This window comes from Actinoplanes sp. NPDC051343, assembly GCF_044455125.1.
Classification (GTDB): domain Bacteria; phylum Actinomycetota; class Actinomycetes; order Mycobacteriales; family Micromonosporaceae; genus Actinoplanes.
On record NZ_JBITEL010000003.1, the window covers coordinates 731089 to 752538 of the forward strand.

Consider the following 21450-nt stretch of genomic DNA (forward strand, 5'->3'; position numbering starts at 1 on the left):
GCAAACGTCCCGGCGTCCTCTCGGTGCGACGTATCCCACAACATCGGACCATCGGCGCCTGCAACCCAGCTACCACTCTTCGGAGCACCGAGAAGATCTTTCGCCAACCTATCTTTTTGAACATCCGGGGCGATACGGGCACCGGCCTACGAGGAAGGTCTCGCATGTCGCTCCCCTCCCGCCTGCTCGCCGCCGCCGCGGCAGGGCTCGCGCTGGCCGGAACGCTCATCGCGCCGGCGACGGCATCTGCCGCGGCCCCTGGGGCGTACGCCCTGACGGGCGCGACCGAGCGGCGCCGCGTCGACTCGGTGAAGACTCCGAAGCTGAACTGGTACAGCTGCTACGACTGGGGTCAGTGCGCGACCGCGAAGGTGCCGCTCGACTACGACAGCCCGAACGGCAAACAGATCACTTTGGCGCTGCTCCGGGTGCCGGCCCGCGACCAGAAGCACCGCATCGGCAGCCTCTTCATCAACCCCGGTGGCCCGGGCGGCTCGGCGACCGCGATGGCTCTGGGCGCGCCGTACTTCCTGAGCAAGAGCATCCTCGACCGCTTCGACGTCGTCGGCATGGACCCGCGCGGTGTCGGCTTCAGCCAGCAGGTGGACTGCTTCCCGTCGGCGGCTCGGCAGCTGCCGAGCCTGAAGTCGCTGGCCATGGGTTTCCCGTGGGGCGCCAAGCAGGAGAAGGCGTTCATCACCGCGGCCCAGAGCGAGGCCCGCGGCTGCTCCACCACCGGCCGTGAGCTGGCCGGCGCCATGTCGACGGCCGAGGTCGCCCGCGACATGGACGTCATGCGCCGGGCGGTCGGCGACGCGAAGCTGACCTACCTCGGCTTCAGCTACGGCACCGCGCTCGGTCAGTACTACGCCAACATGTTCCCGGACCGCTTCCGCGCCGTGGTGGTCGACGGTGTCATCGACCCGAAGGCCTGGGTCGGCGGCACGGCGACCGCCGGCCAGATCCAGGACGACCGCCTGCACTCGGCCGACGGCGCGTGGAAGGCGCTCGCCGAGATCCTGCGCCGCTGCGCGGCCGCTGGGCCGACGAAGTGCGAGCTGAGCGACGCCCCCATGCGTACCTTCCGCGCGGTCGCCGAGAGCCTGAAGGCCAAGCCGGTCACCCTGGACGGCGACACCATCACCTACGCCGGCTTCATCGGACTGGTGCTCAGCGCCCTCTACGAGCCCGACGCCGGGGACGAGATCACCGACCTCACCGCCAAGCTGTACGACCTGACCACTCCGGGCGCCAAGCCGTCCTCGACCCAGGTCGCCCTGGCCAAGGCCGCGGTCACCCGCATGCGCAGCCGCTCCGCGGGCCGCGAGTTCCCCTACGACAACTCCTTCGACGCCTACTCCGCGGTCATGTGTACCGACGGCATGCACCCGGCCCACGGCTCGTCCTGGCCGGCCGCCGCCGCCCGCGCCGACAAGCGCGCCACCTACCTGGGCCGCGCCTGGGCCTGGGCGAGCGTCCAGTGCGCCGGCGACCACTGGACCGTCCGTGACGAGGACGCCTACACCGGACCGTTCAACAAGCTGACCGCGCACCCGGTGCTCGTCGTCGGCAGCTTCTGGGACCCGGCCACCAACTATGACGACGCCGTGAAGTCGTCCCGCCTGCTGCCGAACGCCCGGCTCCTCTCCAGCAACAACTGGGGCCACACCGCCTACGGCACCTCGGCCTGCGCCACTACGTGGACCGACCGCTACCTGCTCTTCCGCGCGCTGCCGCCACGGGGCACCACCTGCGTCGGCGACGCCCAGCCCTTCACCAAGCCTCTGACCAGCACTGCCGCCGCCGCGTCGGTCGACGGCTTCAACCTGCGCACGGCCACCCCGGCCGAGATCGCCGCCCACGGCCTGCCGCCGGCGAACGCCCCGAAGATCCTCCCGCCGGTCATCGGCTGAGGCCCGCTCACCGCTGCCCCGTCTCCCCGGTTGGGAGGCGGGGCAGCTCCCGTTGATGCTGATCATGCGGTGCTCCTGGGATGGCGCCGGTCGGGTCAGGCTTCGGCGCTGGTCAGTCGCGCTTCCAGAAGGGCTTCCGGGCCGCAGCGGTCCCGCCGCCGCCCCCGCCTCCGCTTGCACCACCCGTGCTGCTGCTGGCGTCGGGCGCGTTGCTGCCGCCCGCGCTGCCGCTCGCCCCGCCCGTGCCGCCGCGCGTGCGGCGGCTCGCGCGACCCGTACTGCCGCTGGCGTCGGTCGCGCTTCCGCCGGTCGGCCTGCCCTCGGCGTAGGCGGCCAAGGTGTCGAGGGCGGCGGTCCACTTGGCCTCGAGGGCGGCATCGCCGTTGAGGAGAGTGACCAAGGCGTGTAGCGGTGCGAACTCGGGGGCGGTCAATGCGGCGACCAGGACGGCCAGGCGGCTGGCCAGGTCTTCCAGGAGCTCCCGGCGCTCGTAGGGCTCGGCGCCGGACGCGTCCCGCAGGCGGTGGGCCTCAGTCGCGGCCAAGGCGCGTACCTCTTCGATCGAAAGCTCGCCACCGCCGTAGGCGGCCGCCCGTCCGGCCGGGGCCATCGCGGGCCCGGCCGCGAAGGCAGGTGCCGAGCGCCCGGGGCCGCCGCTGGCGCGGGACAGCTTCGCCCGGATCGGCGCGAAGGGAGCGGGTGCCCGCGGCGGCATCGGCGGCGCGATGGAAGGCGACATGGACGCACTGCCGGCGGCCAGCACCATCATCGGCGCGGCCTCCGCGCCAGGTGCGGCCCAGCCCGACGGCAGCTCCACCGGCTGGGTGACCCGCCGGATCTCCCCGCCGTCGTTGACCACCCGGCTGTCGATCGCTACGAACGCGGTGAACCGGCACAGCACCCCATAGCGCAGCGAAGTCGTGACGATTCGCTGCTCCAGCGTGTGGTCGCCGGCCGCGTACGCGTCTTCCAGGTCGCGCAGCCGCGCCCGCGCCCACTGTGCGACCACCGCGGACTCGGCCCGTTGCTGCACGGCGACCGTCGCGCTGAACTCGGTGTCGTCCCGCAGGCGCCCGGTGACCGTGAGCGTGCCCTCGGGCGAACCGGTGTAGCGGCCGGTCACCACCAGCGGGACGCCGGGGTAGATGCCGGGCAGCCGGGCCGGGCTGCGCTCGTCGTCGATCAGCCGCAGGCCGGAGCCGGTCACCTTCAGGCCGGTGACCAGCGGCGCCCCGATCCGCCGGTGAATGTGCTCCATTGCCTCGTCGAGCCGGTCCTCGCTCTCGACCAGCTCGGCCCGGCCGGCGCCGAGAGCGGCGAGCCGGCCCAGGAAGCCCGCGTTCACCGCTCGGTCGATGCCGATCGTGTGGATGCGGGTCGGCCCGATGGACGCCGCAACCTCCTGGACGATCTGGTCCTCGTTGCCGACCTGGCCGTCGGTCACGAGCACCAGCACACGGTCACGGCCCTCGGAGAGCCGCAGCAGCTCGAGGCCCTTGACCAGCGGCGCGAGCAGCTCGGTGCCGCCCCGCGCGTCCGCCCGCGAAAGGTGCTCGACCGCGCGGAACCGATTGCGGTCGCTCGCCTCGGACAGCCCCGGGCCGAGGTCGGCCGGGTAGTCGACCTGGTGGTCGAAGGTCAGCACCGCGAAACGGTCGGCGCCGGTGAGCGTGTCGACGACCCGGGCCGCGGCCCGGCGGGCGGCCACCATCTTCCAGCCGCCCATGCTGCCGGAACGGTCGAGCAGCAGCACGACGTCCTTCGGCTTCGCCGTCACCTTGGCGTCGTCGGGCGGCAGGACGACCAGCTGGTAGACACCTTCGTCGCCGTCTCCGGTCTCGTCGGGCACCGCCACCGCCGTCTCGGCGCCGCCTGAATAGGCCAGCCGCAGCACGAAGTCGCGGTCGGCGCGCTCGCCCGGCCGGATGCTGATCGTGCCGGCATGGTCGGACACCGTGTGCAGGCTGGACCGCACGTCGCCCAGCGTCAGCCCGGCCGCATCGATCTCGACGTCGATCGACAGCCGCAGGGGGTTGGGGAAGCCGGGCAGCAGCACCGGTGGCGTGATGCGTGAGGCGTCGGGCACCGCATCGGTGTCGAGGTGTTGCCCGTCGCCCGCCTGCGGGCCCGTGACGGGCGCACCGGGAATGTAGCGCGGAGCGACGACCAGCGGGAACCGGAACGTCGCGGCACCGTCCTCGAACGGCAGCGGCCCGACCAGGCTCAGCTCGATCACCACTCGTTCGGCGGGCAGGATGTTGCCGGCCCGCATCGTGAAGACATCGGGCCGCTCCTCCTCGGCGATGGAGGCGCGCTGACCGGCCGCGATCGCCTGGTCGTAGGCCTCGCGCGCGGCGGCCCGTTCCTGCAGCTCGGCCTCGACGGTGCGGTTGTCGGCGGTCAGCGTCATTCCGGTGACAGCCGCCCGGTCGGGCAGCGGGAAGACGTAGGTCGCCTCGAGCGGCACATCGTGCGTGTTGACGAACTCGGTCACCACGACCGTGCGGGCAACCAGTCCGCTGATCTTGGAACGGACACTCAGCCGGTCGAGCGGCAGGTTGCCGCGGTCGGTGCGGAGCACGCCGAAGCCGGCGTCGGGCAGGATCCGGACGCGCTCGAGCTCGCCGGGGCCCATCGGGTTCACGGAAATGGTCATGCTGAACTCCCATCGAGTAGGCCACGGGCATCGAGCAGATCGAGAAGCGGAGCGGCCGCCGCGGCGATGTCGTCGCGGTCGCGGTCGGAGATCGGGTGGGGCACCAGCAGGATCACGCCGCCGGGCAGCGCTACGCCGTTGACCGGCCGGACCACGGACTCGCCCGCGAGTGACTGGCCCAGCTCGTGGTTGGCTGAGGCGGCGTGGTTGGCGGGGGCTGAGGCAGCCACCGGCTGCCGGGCCCAGAAACGCATATGACGGTCTCCGGGGGCGCCATCCGGCACCGGGCCGTCGGCCTCCAGCAATTCCTCCGGTACGTGGGAGAGCTCCGCCAGTTCCTCGTCGGAGAGCCAGTTGATCTCGCCCTGGATCTGTGAGAGCGACCGGCCGGCCGCCTGCCGTCGTTTGATCGCCACCAGCTGCCGCAGATGGCGAGGACCATATAAAGCGGTGCGGCCCCGCATGCCGAGAGGGCGATCGACCAGGCCAATCGTCGTATACCACCGGATCGCACGGCGGTCGGGCACGTCACGGATGCGGCCGTCATCGGCGCCGGAGTATTCCGCCGCCAGCGCCTGCCGCACCTTCTCGACCAGCTCGTCCATCGTCCACACGCCGAGCAGTCTTTCACTGTCACCGTGACACTGTCAATGTCCTAGTAATTAGGTGCCGACCGTGACAGCATGTCTCCGCCGGGCCTGTGCGGGGCCGGCCGAGCAACCAGGGGATCGATGGTGTTCGTTGACCGAGGGTGGGGAGGATCGCTATGCAGAGGGGCATGCGACGACGCGATGTCATGGGAGCGGCCGCGGCCGGGCTGGCCGGTGCGCTGGTGACCGGCCAGGCTGCCGGGGCAAGCGGGCCGGCCCCGCTGGGCCTCGGCCGGCTCCGACTGATCAACCTGTCCCACGTCAACGATCCGGCGACCACCAACGTCTATCCCGGCGACCCGCCGTTCGAACTCGACACCATTGCCACGATCGAGGACGACGGCTATTTCCTGCAGTTCGTCCGGGAAGGCGAACACACCGGCACGCACTGGGGCGCGCCGGGTCACTTCAACCAGGGCCAGCCACTGGCCGACGAGCTCGATCTCGAAGACCTGTTCCTGCCGGCTGTCAAGATCGACGTTCGGGCCAGGTGGGCCCGCAACGCCGACTACGAGGTGACGGTCGACGACATCAAGGCGTGGGAGAAGCGCCACGGTCGCATTCCCGACGAGTCCATGGTGATCATCTGGACCGGCTGGGATGCCAAGTGGGGCACGGACGCCTACTTCAACTACGACGCCGAGCAGACGATGCACCAGCCCGGCTTCGCCCTCCACACCGTCCAGTGGCTGGTCGACACCGGCCGCTTGGGCCGTCGTGGAGGCACCGGCACCGATACCTTCAGCCCCGACGTCGGCACCGACCTGACCTACGCGGTGAGTCTGCTGGTCTACCAGCGGCACCGCATCAGCCTCGAGATCCTCGCCAACCTGGCCGCCCTGCCCGCGACCGGCGCGCACATCCTCTGCGGCGGTCACATCAACAAGAACGGGGCCGGCTCGACCGCCCTCATCTACGGCATCCTGCCGCCGCCCTGACCCGAACGCCCTCGGCAGCCGGCCCGGCAGGCGGCCCGGCAGCCGGCCCGGCGGGCGGCCCGGCGGGCGGCCCGGCGGGCGGCCCGGCGGGCGGCGCGGCGGGCGGCGCGGCGCAAACGTGCGACGGCAGCCGGCGAAGTCCGCCGGCTGCTGGAGGGAGCGGGTCGCGGCCGAACTGGCGCTGGCCGCGGCCGGGTCAGGGGCGGCGCTACCCGGGTTGGCCTTCGGGGTGGGGTGCCTGCGGGCCGGGCGCCTGCCGCGGACGGTTGGAGGACGACAGTGCTTCGGTCAGGCTGGTCGACGCCGGTGGGTTGGGTTTGGCCCGGCCTGCCTGAGCGCCTTTTCCGGTTTCCCTGGATCAGTCGCCGACCTCGTGGGTGAACCTGCATCCGTCCGCTCCCACCGACCCCGTCGCACAGCAACGGACGATGCCCAGCGCGTCGGCGAACAGCGGCGCCGAGGCGTTTCCCGGTCGCCCTGCGTGGTCAGGGGAGCGGGGCGCCCCCGGGCTGGAGTCTGCCGTTGGCGGTGAGCGTGTAGGGGGCGTACTGGGTCTGGTGTTCGGTCGGTTCGTCGTAGGCGATCACAGCGACGATCTTGGAGTAAGCGGACAGCTCGGCGAACCTTTCGAGGGGGACGACAGCGACATGATTCTTGGCCAGGCCGACCAGCGTCACGTGCCACGCCGCTACCGCGGTCGGCACGATGTCGGTGGGCGACTTCCAGCCCTTCAGCGACGAGCCGTCGCTGAGGACGGTGGTGCCCAGGGTCAGCTTGCCGATCCGCCAGCCTCCGCTGTTCACGGCGCCGTCACTGACGTAGCGGAGGGCCAGCAGCACATTCTTCCCCGCGTACGCGGAAAGGCTGAAGGAAATCGCGACCGTGCCGTTGCTCGCGGCCGTGAGGGCCGGCCCGAGCGTTCCGGTGACCGTCCGGTCGCCGGCGACCGGCGCGTAGGACTTGCCGCCGTCGGTCGAGACCTCGACGTAGGCGTAGTCGTAGGAGTCCTCCAGGTCCCAGGCGGTCTCCATGCGCAACGTCGGGTCCGTGGTGGGCACGCTGATCGGCAGAACAGCCGAGTTGTCGAGGTCGCTCTTGTTGCCGGCGAACAGGGTGCCGTCGGCGACGGTCCAGCCGGTAGGCAGCGGCGGCAGGTAGCTTGCGCCGCGGAAGGCGACCGACCGCAACGGCGTCGGCAGCGGCACATAATCGGCGCCGTTTGGCGCCGCGCCTGGCGTTTCGTACGCGGCTGGATTGGCGAGGTTGACGGTCGAGCGCAGACCGGCGGCGATCACGTGGCTCTTGGCGATGCCGGTGATCGTGCCGCCGGGCCGGTCGACGATCCGATCGACCAGCGTCATGGTCTGAAAGTCGTGCAGGGTTTCGTAGAGCCCGGTCCCGGGCGGCAGCACCGCGGCAACCCCGGCCAGGCCGTGGTGTGCGCCGTCCCGGTGCAGCCGGGTGATGACGTCCGGTCCGAAGCGGTCGGCCAGATAGACCATGAACTGGTAGGCGTTGCCGTAATCGGCGAGCACATCGGCCGGCGCGCCCTCGTCCCACAGGTTCAGGGAGTTCTGCGGGCCGCCGCAGACCCGCGGGTTGATGTTGTATTTGGTGCGCACCGTGCCGAAGCCCTGAAAGCAGGTGATGTGGTTGTCGTAGCCGGACTGGTCGATGGCCGCCCGCGCGTCGACATAGCCGGTGAGCGTCTGGGCATAGTCGGACAGACCCTCGTTGGCCCACACGACCTCATCCGGGTCGGCGTAGTACTCGAGCAGGTGCTGCCACTCGTGCGCGAAGGTCCCCTCGTACATCCGGGGGTGGGCCGGCCGCGACGTGCACAGGTCGTCGGTCGGGTCGGAAGGCGGATTGGCGCCCATGCGGTGCAGCCAGTCGTAGGCGTCGATCGTCATGACGTTGCGGTCGAACAGCTCGTTGAGCTGCGGCGAGAAGAAGCCGGCGATGTAGGTGACCGCTTCGGGGAAGTGGTAGTAGTTCGGGTCGCGCACGTTGTCGACCAGCGTGACCGTCTTGTCGCCGTCGCCGGTGAAGTCCCCGTCCATCGCCGCGTCGGCGCCGTCGCGGGGCGGGGGTGTGCTGAAGGCGACGGTCTCCTTCGGATAGATCGTGCCGTCGAACTCCTCGACCAGGTCCGTCACCTGGGTGTCGGTCACCGAGATCGAGCCCTTCCGGCAATCGTCGGCCGGGAACGCGAGGTCCTGCGCGACCCACACCTCGATGTGCTTGCCGGTCGCGCGCAGCGTGTAGTTCTTGCGGTAGTACTTGCCGGTCGTGTCGTCGAGCCCGAGCCACTCGCGCACCGTGCCCACCGCGGGCGTCGCGGCGGCGGGGCGCCGCGAGTTGACGTGCGGGCGATACCGCGGTTCGGGCAGGCGGTGGCCGTCCAGGGTGAAGTCGGTCCGGTTCAGTTCCCGGATGTCCGAGGCGGCCCGGCGGGGAGTGGACGGCTCGCCCCGGCGGGGAGTGGACGACTCGGCCCGGCGGGGAGTGGACGACTCGGCCCGGCGGGGAGTGGACGACTCGCCCCGGCGGGGAGCGGATGGCTGGGCTTGGCGGATTGCGGCGGGTCGGGCGCCGTGGCCCGCCGGCGAGGTGGGGACCGCGGCGTGCAGGGAGGCAGCGTCCGGAGAGGCCACCGCGGCGTGCGGAGAGGCGACTGCCGCGCCCGATGTGGACATAACCCCGAAAGATGGCGTAATCAGCGTGACTACCGCAAGGAACCCGAAGCGGACGCGATCCATGAAATTGGACGCTACTCGACGTGCGACCAGGGGATTGCCAACACGCTGCTATTCGAACAAGGAGTGGTCACGCCCGTGCTCGGCTCGCCTCCGGGCGCGCCGGCGCCTCTGCACCACGACCGCGTCGATCACTGCGACGACGGCCCAGGCGGCAAGCAGCCAGCCGGGCAGCTTCCATCCCATCCTGAACAACAGGATCGAGAGCACCGTGCACACGACGAAACCGAACGCAGCCAGGATCAGGCGCAGGTTGAGCGGCGAATATGGTTCTTCGACCGTTCCGCGCCGGCCGCGGGGTTGCGGACCGATGGGCATGCGGCGAGCGTACCCGCCCTCCGGAACCACCAAACGACCACGCTTTCCGCATATCGCGTTCACAAAAGAAACACACGCCTGTGCTGTGATCGGCCTATGACCACCGACCAGATCGCCTACATGGACACCGCCGCCCGGGCCGCGGTCGCTGCCGGTGACTACAAGCAGCGGCTGCTCACGGCGATGGATATTCGTCCCGGGCACGTCGTGGTCGACATCGGGTGCGGGCCGGGCATCGACCTGAGGTCGCTGCTGGCCGCCCGCGCGCAGGTCATCGGGGTCGATCGCGACCCGGCGATGATCGCGGAGGCCCGGCGGCGGGTGCCGGGTGCCGACGTACGCCAGGGCGACGCGCACGCCCTGCCGGTGGCCGACGGGAGCGCGGACCGTGCGCGTACGGATCGGGTGCTGCAGCATCTCGCCCAGCCGGACGCGGTGCTGGCGGAGATCTTCCGGGTTCTGCGGCCCGGTGGCGTGGTGGGGCTCGCCGAACCGGATTGGGACACGCTCACGGTGGCGGCCGACGATATTGAGACCAGCCGGGGGTTCGCGCGGTTCACCGCCGGGCGGGTGCGCAACTCGACGGTCGGGCGCGAACTTGCGCGGATGGCAGTGCGGGCCGGGTTCGAGTTGCTATCGGTCGAGGCGGTGCCGGTGGTGTTCCGCGACTTCGAGATCGCCGACCAGATCCTGGGCCTGACCCGCAACAGTGCTCGCGCGGTCGAGGCCGCCCAGCTCCGGGAGGACGTCGCCGCCTCCTGGCTGTCCAGCCTCGCCGACCCACGCGATCCGTTCCTGGCGTCGTTCCTCTGCTACCTGGTCACCGCCGAGCGCCCGCGACGCGACTGAGCCGCGGCGCAAAAGATTGCGCCCGGCAGATCACGCCGGCGAGCTGGGGATGGCAGAACGCTGAGCGGCGAGCTTGTGCTGCGGTAAAGCGCTGAGCGGCGAGCCTGGGCTGCCATGAACGGCTGAACGGCTGAACGGCTGAACGGCTGAACGGCTGAACGGCTGAACGGCTGAACGGCTGAACGGCTGAACGGCTGAACGGCTGAACGGCGAGCTTCGGCTGCGGCAGGGCGCCGCCCGGCGGCGACCGCGGAGCTGCGGCCGGGCGGCGCCCTGTCGCGGCGGTCAGGTCAGGATGACCAGCTGCTGCGTTGCTCGCGTCATCGCGACATAGCGGTCGACCGCGCCCTCGATGCCCGGGCCGAAGCTTTCCGGGTCGATCAGTACGACCAGGTCGAATTCGAGGCCCTTGGCCAGGGTCGGGGTCAGCGAGCGTACGCGGTCGGTCCCGGGGAAGGACGGGTCGCCGATCACGCACGCGACGCCCTCTGCGTGCTTGGACAACCAGCCGTCGAGGATCTTCGGTAGCTCCGACATCGAGCCGTGTGTGACCGGCCGGCCGGCCTTGCGGATGGAGGTCGGCACGTTGGCGTCCGGCAGAGCGGCCCGGATCACCGGTGCCGCCTCGTCCATGACTTCCTCCGGTGTGCGGTAGTTGATCGTCAAGGCGGAGATCCGGGCCCGGTCCAGGCCGATCCGGGCGAGCCGTGCCGTCCAGGACTCCGTGAAACCGTGCCGGGCCTGTGCTCGGTCGCCGACGATCGTGAAGCTGCGGGCCGGGCAGCGCAGGATCAGCATCTGCCACTCGGCGTCGGTCAGCTCCTGCGCCTCGTCGACCACCACGTGGGCGAACGGTCCGGCCAGCCGGTCCACCGACGCCGGGGCCAGCACCGACTCGTCCTCCAGCGAGGTCCGCATGTCCTGCCCGCGCAGCATCGTCCACACGCCTTCGCCGTCGTCGTACTCGTTGGCGGCCAGCAGATCGTCGAGTACCCGGGCCATCCGGTCGCGTTCGGTTGCCATCACCGCCCGGTCCTGCTGCCTGCGCCGCGACGCCTCGGGGTCTCCGAGGCGCTGACGCGCCGCGTCGAGCAACGGCAGATCCGGGACGGTCCAGGCCTGCGGGTGGTCACGCTGCAATTTCCGTACGTCCTCAGCCGCCAGCCACGGCGCGCACTTCCGCAGGTAGGCCGGCACCGACCACAGGTCGCCGACCAGGTCGGCCGCCTCCAGCAGGGGCCACGCCCGGTTGACGGCGCCACGCAGCTCGCGGTTCGAGGCCAGCGACCGCCGGACCACACTTTCCGGTTCATCCCCGTCGTATTTCGACAGCAGGATCGTCAGCAACTCGTCCCACACCTCGTCGCGGGCCTCGTTGTGCGGGGTGCCCGGCCCCGGCACCGCGAACGCCTCGGCCCAGTCCTCGGGGCTCAACCAGAGGTCCCCGACCGGCATCCCCTGGGCCGGCGGCTCCTCGTAGAAGCGCACCGCCGCGTCGATCGCCTTGACCAGCCGGGCCGACGACTTCAGCCGCGCCACCTCGGCATCGCTCTCCGGTGAGGCCGCCGCGCCCTCCACGATCAGGTCCCGCAGGGTGCACGACTGCACCCCTTCCTCGCCGAGGCTCGGCAGCACGTCCGCCACGTACGCCAGGTAGGGCTCGTGCGGCCCGATGAACAGCACCCCGCCCTGCCGGTGCCCGAGCCGCGGATCGGAGTAGAGCAGGTAGGCCGCCCGGTGCAGCGCCACCACTGTCTTCCCGGTGCCGGGGCCGCCGTCGACCACGAGCGCGCCGTCCGACCCGGCCCGGATGATGGCGTCCTGGTCGGCCTGGATGGTGCCGAGCACGTCCCGCATCCGGGCCGACCGGTTGGTGCCGAGGCTGGCGATGAACGCCGACTGGTCGTCGAGGGCCGCCGCGTGCCCTTCGAACTCGCCGGTGTCGAAAACCTCGTCCCAGTAGTCGGTGACCCGCCCGCCGGTCCACCGGTAGCGTCGCCGGCTGGTCAGGCCCATCGGGTTGCCGTGGGTCGCCCCGAAGAAGGGTTCGGCGGCGGGGGACCGCCAGTCGAGCAGGAGCCGGCGCCCCTGCCCGTCGGTGAGTCCGAGCCGGCCGACGAAGACGGTTTCCCCGGTGCCGGAGAAGGTCATCATGCCGAGGCAGAGGTCGAGGCCGAAGCGGCGCAGCGTACGCAGGCGGGCGCTGAGCCGCCGCACCTCCTCGTCCCGTTCGAGTGCCCGGCGGCCGATGCCGGCGGGTGCCTTGCGCGACTCGTCGAGCCGCGACGTGAGGTCGGCGATGGATCGGTCGAGGCTTTCCGAGATGGCCGCGAAGTGCCGTTCGTCGTCGGCGATCAGGTGCGGGTCGGCCTTGGCGGCGAGCCGGTCGGGCAGGTCGAAGGCGCTGGCGGTCAGCGGGCTCACGTAATCAGCTCCGGGTTTCCGGTGGGGAAAACGTGGACGATTCTGCGCCCCGCCCGGGGTCTTGCGGCAAGCCCCGGGGTCCGATATACGTTAATAGTGGCGGAGAGTTGAGCTCCCTTCAGGGGCGCGGCCACAGCGGTTCGGAGGCCGCTTTCTCCGACTCCCGGAGCACCCGGAGCATGTTCTCCGACGCCAGCTTGTCGAGATCGGTCGATGACCATCCGCGGCTGGACAATTCGTCGAACAGTCGCGGATAGCCGGAGACGTCGTCCAGGCCGGCCGGCAGTTCGGTCGTACCGTCGAAGTCGCCGCCCAGCCCGATGTGATCGATCCCGGCGACGTCGCGGGCGTGCGTGACGTGGTCCGCGACCTCGGCCACGGTCACGATCGGCCGCGGGTTGGCCGCGAGCCACGACGCGAACCCGGGATGGCCCCACGGCACCGAGGACGGCCACGCCGGCACGGAAGCCGGGTCCTCACCCGGGAAGGGCGCCCGCGGCCAGTCCTCGTCCGCCGCCGGCAGCCCGAGCCGGCGCCACTCCGCGCCGGCCGCCGCGAACCAGTCCCGCGCCCGCGGCGACACGAACGGCGCCACGAACGTCAACTGGAGCACGCCGCCGTTGTCGCGCAGGCGCGTAAGGACGTCGTCGGGCACGTTGCGCCGGTGGTCGTTCAACGCGCGTACCCCGGAATGGCTGAAGATGACCGGCGCGACCGCCACGTCGAGAGCCGCGTGCATCGTCGCGGTAGCGACGTGCGCGAGATCGACCAGGACGCCGAGCCGCTGCATTTCCCGGACCACCGCCCGGCCGGCGTCGTTCAGTCCGTCGAGCCGCGGCTCCTCGGCCGCCGAGTCGGCCCACGAGGTGTGGTTGTTGTGGGTCAACGTCACGTATCGGACGCCGAGCCGGGCGAACATCCGCAGCACACCGAGCGAGGTGGCCAGGCTGTGGCCGCCCTCGAGGCCGATCAGCGAGGCGATCTTCCCGCCCGCCCAGGCCCGCTCGACGTCGTCGGCGGTGAACGCCATCGCGAAGTCCTCCGGGTAGGCCGCGGTCAGCCGGTAGATCGCGTCGACCTGTTCCAGCGTTGCCACCACCGCCTCGGGTTCGGCGAGGTCGGAGGGCACGTAGGCCGACCAGAACTGGGCTCCGACGCCTCCGGCCCGCAGCCGCGGCAGGTCGGTCTGCAGCTCGGGCCGGGTCGTCTCGTCGAGACCGGCGACCGAGTATCCGTAGCGGGCGCGCAGTTGCATGGGCAGGTCGTTGTGCCCGTCGATGATCGGCTTCATGAGACTCTGGCTACCTTGCCCGGGGGCCGGAGCGCAACTGGTTGGCACCGTAGCGGGCACTGGACGTGCACCGGCCGCCGACAAAAGTCTTCCCCATCGCCCGGCCGACAACGGCCGGACCACTCGGGGGAGATCACACGTTGCGTCGCTCGAAGCTGCTGAAGTTCAGCTCCGTCCTGACCGCCATGCTCGCCGGGGCGGCTGCCGCCCTCACGCCCACCGCGGCGCACGCCGATCCGGCATGTGCCACGGGGCCGAAGCTCGTCCCGTCCTGCGGCGTCCTCTGGGGCGGCGCGGCCGGCGGCTTCACCAGCGCCCCTCGTGACACGGCCCTCAAGGGCTGGGAGCGGGAGAGCGGTCGCACCGCGTCGATCTTCCACACCTATCACAAGGGCGACGAGCCGTTCCCGACCCGTTCCGAGGTCGCGATGACCTCCGACGCCGCCCACCCTCGCGTGCTCTTGATCAACTGGAAGATCGCGTACGGCTCGACCTGGGCGCGGGTCGCCCGGGGTGCCGAGGACCGCCGGATCGATGCGTTCGCCGCGCGGGCCAAGGCGTACGGCCAGAAGTTGTTCCTCGCCCTCAACCACGAGCCGGAGAACGACATCAAGGACCGTGCCGGCTCGGGCATGCAGGCCCGTGACTTCGCCGCCATGTACCGGCACACGATCGAGCGCCTGCGCGCGGACGGTGTCACCAACGTCGTCAACGTGCTGATCTACATGAGCAACGAGAACTGGATGGCCAAGTCCTGGTGGAAGGATCTCTACCCGGGTGACGACGTCGTCGACTGGATCGGCCTGGACACCTACGCGAACGCCGAGGCGGGTTACCACCACGACCTGTTCAGCGGCATGCTCGACCGCGGCGGTTTCTACCGGTGGGCCACCACCCGGCACGCCGGCAAGCCGATCATGGTCGCCGAGTGGGGCGCCTACCACCGCGTGCACCACCCGGTCGACAAGTCGGCGGTCTACAACAGCGTGCTGCCGGCCCTGGCGAGCCACCCGGCGGTCAAGGCGATCTCGGCCTTCGACACCAAGCACGACGACACCGGCGATCGCGACATCAGCATCGACAGCACCAGCCGTAATCTGGCGTCTTTCCGCAGCCTGGCCGCGTCGCCGATCTTCAACGTGAAGCTGAGCTGAGACCGTATCGTTACGGCGGGCGCCGCCTTCACTCCGCAGAGTGACGAGGAGCGCGGCCCGCATCGTCGAAGGGAGACCCGACATGGCGAAGAAGAAGAAGGACAAGAAGAAAAAAGGCAAGAAGAAGAAATGATCTTTCGCGGGGCGGTGCCATCGGCGCCGCCCCGTTCTTCATCGGTGCCGCCCGTTCTTCATCGGTGCCGCAGGCCGTCGACGAGCAGGTCGAGCAGGCGGCGGGCCTGCTCCCGCTTCTCCGGGTCACCCACGGTCGAGGTCACTCCGCTCAGGGCGGCCAGCACGTCCTCGGGCGGCACGTCCGCCCGGATCGCCCCGGCGTTCACGCCGGCCTCGAGCAGCCGGGTGATCGCCGACATGAGCATGTCGCGGCTCTTGTTGAACGGGTCGCCGCCGGACGCGATCACCGTGCGCAGGGCGTCGGACATGCCGCGTTTGGTGACCATGTAGTCGACGAAAAGATCCATCCAGGCGCGCAGCGCCTGATCGGCCGGCTGCGCGGAGACCAGGTCGGGCACGGCCGCGCAGAGACGGTCCAGCTCGTTCCGGTACGCCGCTTCGACCAGCGCCTCGCGGGTCGGGAAATGCCGGTAGAGCGTGCCGATGCCGACACCTGCCGCTTTGGCGATGGCCTCGAGCGGCACGCCGGGTCCGTCGAGCGCGAACGAGCGTACGGCGACCTCGAGCAACCGCTCGCGGTTGCGCCTCGCGTCCGCCCGCATTTTCTGCTCCCAAGGTCTGTGGTGCGCGAGACAGCGTCTCACGTTGCTATCCGGAGGAACCTCCGGTTAGGTCCTCGTCGCGCCGCTCGACCTCGCCGACCGCGCCTCGGTCGCCGCGTTCACCGCCGGCTGGGACGGCCCGCTCCACCTGCTGATCAACAACGCCGGCGTGATGGCGAGCCCGCTCGCGCGGACCGCCGACGGCTGGGAGATGCAGTTCGCGACCAACCACCTCGGCCACTTCGCCCTGGCCACCGGCCTGCACGGCGCGCTCGGCGCGGCCGGCGGGGCCCGGATCGTCTCGGTCAGCTCCAGCGCCCACCTGCGTTCCCCGGTCGTCTTCGACGACATCATGTTCGAGCGCCGCGAGTACGAGCCGTGGTCCGCCTACGGCCAGTCCAAGACGGCGAACGTGCTGTTCGCGGTCGAGGCGACCCGGCGCTGGGCAGCCGACGGCATCTTCGCCAACGCGCTGATGCCCGGCGGCATCCGCACCAACCTCCAGCGTTACGTCAGCGACGACGAGCTCGAGCGGATGCGCAAGGTGTCCGGCGGCAGCGCCGCGCCGAGCTGGAAGACCGTCGAGCAGGGCGCGGCGACCACGGTCCTGGTCGCCACGTCGCCGCTGCTCGAGGGCGTCGGCGGCCGCTACTTCGAGGATTGCAACGAGGCCGGGCCGAACGAACCGGGAACCCGGAGCGGCGTCGCCGCGTACGCGCTGGACCCCCAAGCCGCGACCCGCCTCTGGACCGTGTCCGAGCAGTTCGTGGCGTAGTTCTCAGATGGCCGGGCCGTCGCCCGATGTCAGGGGTTGCAACTCCCGCGCACCACGGAGGAGACCCGGATGACGGCCCGGACACGGACGACGACAGCGCTGGTTGTCGCGCTGCTCGCCACCGTTGCTGTCGTCCTCGGGCCGCGCTGGAGCCAGCCCGGGGCGGCGGTTGCCGGCCTCGCCGCCGGAATCGCCTGCCTGGTGCAGGCCGTCCGCCGGCCGGGCCGGATCTCGGTCGCCTGGGCGAGCCTCGGCGTCGCGGCACTGACCTGCGTCATCGCCGCCGGAACTGCGGATTTCCCGGCCGGGCCGATCGGGTACGCGCTGGTCGTGCTGGTCAGCATCGGACTCCTGTGCCTGCCGGCGACCACCCAGAACCGGCTCTACCGGGTGCGCACGCTTGTCGACACCGGCCTGATCGCGATCTCACTCTTCGGCACCAGCTGGTACTGGGTCATCGTGCCGGCCGGCCTCACCGGCCGCGTCAACCGTCCGCTCGCCGACGTCCTGCTCGCCACGGTGGCGCTCATGACGATCGTCCGGGTGAAGGCGAGTCGCCTGCGGCTCCTCGCCTTCGCCGCCGTGGTGGTCGCGGTCGGCGACAGCCTCATGGTCCGAGGGGCGTACGCCGCGGGAAGCGCAAGCTGGCTCGCGGGCTGCGTGCTTCTGCTGTTCGCGGCCACTTTCCCGGTCACCGGCCGGGCGTCCACGAGGCGCCGGGACCTCGCGTCCGTCGTGCCCTACGCGGTCGTGGTGATCGCACTGCTCGCCGGGATCGTCCGGATCGGCATCACCTCCTCGCTGAGCCCGGCCGTGGCGACCTGGTCGCGGGCCCTCCTCGCGTTCCTGATCGTCGGCCGGCAGATCATCGTCGGCCTGGAGAACCGCCGGCTGGCCGGCGAGCTGGCCAGCCGGATCGCCGACCGCACGGCCGAACTGCAGGACCGGCAGCAGCGCTACAAGGCCCTGATCGAGCAGAGCTCGGAGTCGCTGGCCATCCTCGAGGCCGACTCGACGGTGCGCTACCAGAGCGAGTCGGTCGAACGGATCTTCGGCCATCCGGCGTCGTACTTCGTCGGCCGGAGCTTCGTGCAGATGATGGGGCGCAAGGTCGGCGGGCGCGTGCGGGCCGCGATCGAGGAGGTGCTGCCCACGCCGTACGCGGTGACCGTCTTCGAGGTCATGGTCCGGCACGGCGACGGGCAGTGGCGCCAGGCCGAAATGACGATCACGAACCTGATGGACGACCCGGTCGTACGCGGGCTGGTCTTCAACACCCGCGACATCAGCGACGCCGCCGAGCTGCAGGACCGTCTGCGGCACGAGGCGTACCACGATGCCCTGACCGGTCTGGCCAATCGCGCCCTGTTCCGGGAGCGGCTCGCGGCAGCCGCGGCGGCCGGCACGCCGTCGATCCTCTTCCTCGACCTGGACGGCTTCAAGGAGGTCAACGACAGCCTCGGCCACGCCGCCGGCGACGAACTCCTGAAGCAGCTGGCCGCCCGGCTCCGCGCCCAGATGCCGTCGGAGTGCACGGTGGCCCGCCTCGGCGGCGACGAGTTCGCGCTGATCGCCCCCGACCTGGTCGGCGCCGAACAACTCGCGGTAACCATCCTCGACGACCTCGGCACCCCGTTCCCGGTCGGCGCCCGCGAGCTGCACGTCGGCGCGGCCATCGGCATCGCCTCGGCGGCCGACGCGAGCGACATCGAACAACTTCAGCGAAACGCCGACCTGGCGATGTACCGCGCCAAGGACGCGGGCGGCGGCGTGTACGCGACGTACGACCCGGCCATGCACGACGCCCTGATCCGGCGCCTCTCCCTGGCGGCCGACCTCCGCCTGGCCCTGCAGCGCGACGAACTGGTCCTGCACTACCAGCCCACGGTCTGCCTGCAGACCGGCTCGATCGTCGGTTTCGAGGCGCTGGTCCGCTGGAACCACCCGACCCTGGGCATGATCCCGCCGCTGGAGTTCATCGGCGTGGCCGAGTCGACCGGCCTGATCGTCCCGCTCGGCCGCTGGGTCCTCACCGAGGCCTGCCGCCAGGCCGTAGCGTGGGACCGCCCCCTGAAAATGGCGGTGAACGTCTCGGTCCGCCAGTTCGACGCCGGCGACCTGGCCCGGACGGTCGCCGAGGTCCTGGCCTTCACCGGCATGCCGGCCGACCGCCTGTGCCTGGAGATGACCGAAAGCGTCCTGCTGACCGACACCGACGAGAACCTGTCCCGCATCGTCTCCCTGAAAGCCCTGGGCGTCCAGCTGGCCATGGACGACTTCGGCACCGGCTACTCGTCCCTGGCCTACCTGCGCCGCTTCCCCATGGACGTCCTGAAGATCGACCGCTCCTTCGTCGACCGCCTGGGCGGCGAGGACGCCGACGAGGCCCTGGTCCGAACCATCGTCCGGATGGGCCGCAACCTGGGCATGTCCCTGGTCGCCGAGGGCATCGAGACGGCGGTCCAGCTGAGGCTGCTGCAGGAGATGGGCTGCGACTACGCGCAGGGCTACCTCCTGTCGAAGCCCCTGCCGGCCGAGGAGGCGACCCGCGCCCTCGCGGCGGGCCCTCTCTTCGCCCCGGCCCCGGCCTGAACCCTCCCGCGGGCGCAGCGTTGCCTCGGCCCTCGCATTTCCCAGGCGGCCGGACCCGATCAATGTGGCGTCAATTCCTCCAGCCGACGGATATTTCCCGGAATCTTTACTCCATGAAATACCTCCACGGGCGCACCCAGTCCCGAATCAGCGCGGTCCAGAAACTGCGGAAAGGTACCGGCACTCCGGCAATTCCCGGCCGTCGCTGGTTATTGGTCTGTGTGCCCGATCAGGCGATGCGCTGCAGCCCTGACCGGCTCGCCCGTGAACACTCGGCCGCATGTACCTACCAGTCGCGGTCGAAGCCGGTGGTGTTGGCGATACAGACCGTGCTGCCCCAAGTGCCTGCACCAGCCAACCGGCGACACTCTCCGGACTGCTGCTGCGGGCGACGCTTTGGGACCAGCGCTGTCGATGGACGTCGTGGGACCAGCGCTGCCGGTGACGTTGTGGGACCAGCGCCGCGGGCGACGCTCGCCGGCCGAGCGTGGTGTTACCTACGGCCTTGGCGGTGTAGTGGGCGGCCACCCACGTCGCGATCCCGGACGTTTGCGTGCTGCCGCCGCCCATGCCGCTCCCGGAGATGTAGTAGTGGATCTGGCCGGTAGTGGCGTACTTCTGGAACTCGGCCAGGGTCGGGGAGGGGTCGCTGCCGTTCCAGCCGCCCAGGGCGATCACTGAGGTTCCGCTCGCGAGTTCGAGGTCGGCGGCCGAGGTCGCCCCGCTGACCGCGGCCGACCACTTCGTGGTCGAGGCCTTGAGGAGGGCGGTCAGGTCGCTGTTCGAGGTGGCGTCGCCCATGCCGCCGGGCCGACCACCCGCGGCCGAGGCCATCCCGGACGATGTGCCCGCGCCCGCGGACACCCCCGAGGACGAGGACGAGGACGACCCGGACGATGTGGCCGGGGCGGACGATGAGGACGAGGACGCGCCACTCGGGCCGCCCGGCCCCGTGGTGCTGTTGCCGGCGGCACCTCGCGTACCCGGGAAGGCGGCCGCGGACGACGGCCCGGAGCTGGGAATGGAGCCCGAATGGGCGACCGTGGCGGTCGCGGCGCCGAAGGCGGCCGATCCGGCGCCCGCCGAGAGAATGGCGGCGATCAGGGCGACCATTGTCAGGCGCCGCAGGGGAATCAGCAGCGCCAGACCGAATGCGAGGCCGAGAACAAGCGTGGCCCACCTGAGTGCGGGCAGCCAATCGGTGCGGCCGAGCAATACGAAGCTCCACACCGCCGTACCGGTGACCATCGCCGCCAGGACCCACCGTGCCTTGGCGAGCCACAGAACTCGCCCGCCGATGGCCACGACCGCCGCGATGGCCGGGGCCAGAGCGACCGTGTAATACGGATGGATGGTTCCGCTCATATAGCTGAACGTCACTCCGGTAGCCAGCAGCCACCCGCCCCACAGCAGCATCGCCGCGCGGGCGCGATCGGTTCGGGGCGCTGTCCACGTCACGGCCAGCGCCCCGATCAGGGCGATGAGGGCGGCCGGCAGCAGCCAGGAGATCTCGCTGCCCATCGCGGTGCCGAAGAGCCGGCCGATTCCGGTGGCGCCGCCGAAGGAAGTGGAGCCGCCGCCGCCGTTCCCGGTACCGCCCAGAATGCGGCCGAGGCCGTTGTATCCGATCGCCAGTTCCCACAGCGTGTTGTTGGTCGAGCCGGCGATGAAGGGCCGCGACGACGCCGGCCACAGCGATACCAGGGCGACGTACCAGCCGGCCGACAAAACTAATGCCAGCCCGGCGAGCAGCAAGTGGCGAATGCGCCGGCTGAGGCCGGTCGGCGCGGCGATCAGATAGACCAGGGCCATTGCGGGCAGCACCAGGAAGGCCTGCATCATCTTGGTGAGAAAACCGAACCCCAGGAGTACGCCCGTAAGCGCCAACCATCGGGCCGAGGCCACTTCGACCGCCCGGGTCGTCGCATAGGCGGCCGCCGTCATCAGCAGTACCAGCAGTGCGTCCGGGTTGTCGAAGCGGAACATCAGGACCGCGACCGGGGTGAGTGCCAGCGCCGCCCCGGCAAAGAGGGCCGCGCCGGTGCCGAACCAGCGCTTCACGCTCAGGTACAGCAGATAGACCGAAGCGACGCCCATCAATGCCTGCGGTGCCAGGATCGACCAGCTGTTGACGCCGAACACACGGGCGGAAAGGCCCATCACCCACATCGCGGCGGGTGGTTTGTCGACCGTGATGGCGTTGCCGGCGTCGAGTGAGCCGAACAGCCATGCTTTCCAGCTCTGCGCGCCGGCCTGGGCCGCCGCCGCATAGAAGCTGTTGCCCCAGCCCGACGCGCTCAGTGAGTGTTTGAGAGTGGTGTCGCACGGCGTGTCCCTGCGATGGGCACGATCACCGGGAAGCTCTCGGGGTGGAGCGTGAACGGCGGTATCCCT

General features: G+C 70.7%; 13 protein-coding genes and 1 pseudogene. 6 read left to right on the forward strand and 8 right to left on the reverse strand.

Features of this window, described 5'->3' with window-relative positions:
- The first annotated feature begins 164 nt into the window (after positions 1-164).
- The gene (locus ACIA5C_RS14040) at positions 165-1913 is read left to right on the forward strand and encodes an alpha/beta fold hydrolase (protein WP_396054291.1); all 1749 of its coding nucleotides are present in this window, start codon (positions 165-167) and stop codon (positions 1911-1913) included.
- A gap of 112 nt (positions 1914-2025) precedes the next feature.
- Here ACIA5C_RS14040 and ACIA5C_RS14045 read toward each other — a convergent pair whose 3' ends face one another.
- A complete protein-coding gene (locus ACIA5C_RS14045) occupies positions 2026-4569 on the reverse strand; it encodes a VIT domain-containing protein (RefSeq protein WP_396054293.1) in 2544 nt (847 codons plus the stop codon).
- Positions 4566-5174 carry a MerR family transcriptional regulator gene (locus ACIA5C_RS14050; protein ID WP_396054359.1) on the reverse strand — a complete coding sequence of 203 codons (609 nt, stop codon included), beginning with the start codon at positions 5172-5174 and terminating at the stop codon, positions 4566-4568. Before ACIA5C_RS14050 ends, ACIA5C_RS14045 begins: the two co-directional genes overlap by 4 nt.
- A 173-nt stretch (positions 5175-5347) precedes the next feature.
- Here ACIA5C_RS14050 and ACIA5C_RS14055 point away from each other — a divergent pair, with 173 nt between their 5' ends.
- Positions 5348-6157: a cyclase family protein gene (locus tag ACIA5C_RS14055; RefSeq protein WP_396054295.1), complete on the forward strand. Its 810-nt coding sequence runs from the start codon at positions 5348-5350 to the stop codon at positions 6155-6157.
- A gap of 485 nt (positions 6158-6642) precedes the next feature.
- Here ACIA5C_RS14055 and ACIA5C_RS14060 read toward each other — a convergent pair whose 3' ends face one another.
- Positions 6643-8856, reverse strand: coding sequence for a peptidase M6 immune inhibitor A (locus ACIA5C_RS14060; protein WP_396054297.1), 2214 nt, complete (start codon positions 8854-8856; stop codon positions 6643-6645).
- A gap of 111 nt (positions 8857-8967) precedes the next feature.
- Positions 8968-9234, reverse strand: a complete 267-nt coding sequence (locus tag ACIA5C_RS14065; protein WP_396054299.1) for a hypothetical protein — start codon at positions 9232-9234, stop codon at positions 8968-8970.
- 96 nt (positions 9235-9330) lie between these two features.
- Between ACIA5C_RS14065 and ACIA5C_RS14070 the strand changes: the two genes are divergently transcribed.
- Positions 9331-10083 (forward strand): methyltransferase domain-containing protein, encoded by a 753-nt coding sequence (locus ACIA5C_RS14070; protein WP_396054301.1) that lies wholly within the window; start codon positions 9331-9333, stop codon positions 10081-10083.
- A gap of 285 nt (positions 10084-10368) precedes the next feature.
- Here the strand turns inward: ACIA5C_RS14070 and helR are convergent, their stop codons facing one another.
- Both helR and ACIA5C_RS14080 read right to left on the reverse strand, forming a co-directional pair.
- Positions 10369-12507, reverse strand: a complete 2139-nt coding sequence (gene helR, locus ACIA5C_RS14075) for an RNA polymerase recycling motor ATPase HelR (RefSeq protein WP_396054303.1) — start codon at positions 12505-12507, stop codon at positions 10369-10371.
- Between the two features lie 118 nt (positions 12508-12625).
- Entirely contained in the window at positions 12626-13798 is a 1173-nt protein-coding gene (locus tag ACIA5C_RS14080) for a dipeptidase (protein WP_396054305.1), read from the reverse strand.
- Between the two features lie 140 nt (positions 13799-13938).
- Between ACIA5C_RS14080 and ACIA5C_RS14085 the strand changes: the two genes are divergently transcribed.
- Positions 13939-14952, forward strand: coding sequence for a glycosyl hydrolase (locus tag ACIA5C_RS14085; protein ID WP_396054307.1), 1014 nt, complete (start codon positions 13939-13941; stop codon positions 14950-14952).
- Between the two features lie 191 nt (positions 14953-15143).
- On the opposite strand, the gene ACIA5C_RS14090 is transcribed toward ACIA5C_RS14085, so the two are convergent.
- Positions 15144-15689 carry a TetR/AcrR family transcriptional regulator gene (locus ACIA5C_RS14090; protein ID WP_396054309.1) on the reverse strand — a complete coding sequence of 182 codons (546 nt, stop codon included), beginning with the start codon at positions 15687-15689 and terminating at the stop codon, positions 15144-15146.
- A gap of 136 nt (positions 15690-15825) precedes the next feature.
- On the opposite strand from ACIA5C_RS14090, the pseudogene ACIA5C_RS14095 reads away from it, so the two are divergent.
- A pseudogene (locus ACIA5C_RS14095) lies at positions 15826-16464 on the forward strand (SDR family NAD(P)-dependent oxidoreductase); the annotation flags it as partial.
- A gap of 69 nt (positions 16465-16533) precedes the next feature.
- Positions 16534-19056, forward strand: a complete 2523-nt coding sequence (locus ACIA5C_RS14100) for a putative bifunctional diguanylate cyclase/phosphodiesterase (protein WP_396054311.1) — start codon at positions 16534-16536, stop codon at positions 19054-19056.
- A gap of 147 nt (positions 19057-19203) precedes the next feature.
- On the opposite strand, the gene ACIA5C_RS14105 is transcribed toward ACIA5C_RS14100, so the two are convergent.
- Entirely contained in the window at positions 19204-21357 is a 2154-nt protein-coding gene (locus ACIA5C_RS14105) for a glycosyltransferase family 39 protein (protein ID WP_396054361.1), read from the reverse strand.
- Between the last annotated feature and the right edge of the window lie 93 nt (positions 21358-21450).

Bases quoted from the DNA above. Each gene is read 5' to 3' on its own strand.
- ACIA5C_RS14050 (WP_396054359.1), bottom strand. From the start codon at position 5,174: ATGGACGAGCTGGTCGAGAAGGTGCGGCAGGCGCTGGCGGCGGAATAC.
- ACIA5C_RS14060 (WP_396054297.1), bottom strand. From the start codon at position 8,856: ATGTCCACATCGGGCGCGGCAGTCGCCTCTCCGCACGCCGCGGTGGCC.
- ACIA5C_RS14080 (WP_396054305.1), bottom strand. From the start codon at position 13,798: ATGAAGCCGATCATCGACGGGCACAACGACCTGCCCATGCAACTGCGC.
- ACIA5C_RS14065 (WP_396054299.1), bottom strand. From the start codon at position 9,234: ATGCCCATCGGTCCGCAACCCCGCGGCCGGCGCGGAACGGTCGAAGAA.
- ACIA5C_RS14040 (WP_396054291.1), top strand. From the start codon at position 165: ATGTCGCTCCCCTCCCGCCTGCTCGCCGCCGCCGCGGCAGGGCTCGCG.
- ACIA5C_RS14090 (WP_396054309.1), bottom strand. From the start codon at position 15,689: ATGCGGGCGGACGCGAGGCGCAACCGCGAGCGGTTGCTCGAGGTCGCC.
- ACIA5C_RS14055 (WP_396054295.1), top strand. From the start codon at position 5,348: ATGCGACGACGCGATGTCATGGGAGCGGCCGCGGCCGGGCTGGCCGGT.
- ACIA5C_RS14045 (WP_396054293.1), bottom strand. From the start codon at position 4,569: ATGACCATTTCCGTGAACCCGATGGGCCCCGGCGAGCTCGAGCGCGTC.
- ACIA5C_RS14100 (WP_396054311.1), top strand. From the start codon at position 16,534: ATGACGGCCCGGACACGGACGACGACAGCGCTGGTTGTCGCGCTGCTC.
- ACIA5C_RS14070 (WP_396054301.1), top strand. From the start codon at position 9,331: ATGACCACCGACCAGATCGCCTACATGGACACCGCCGCCCGGGCCGCG.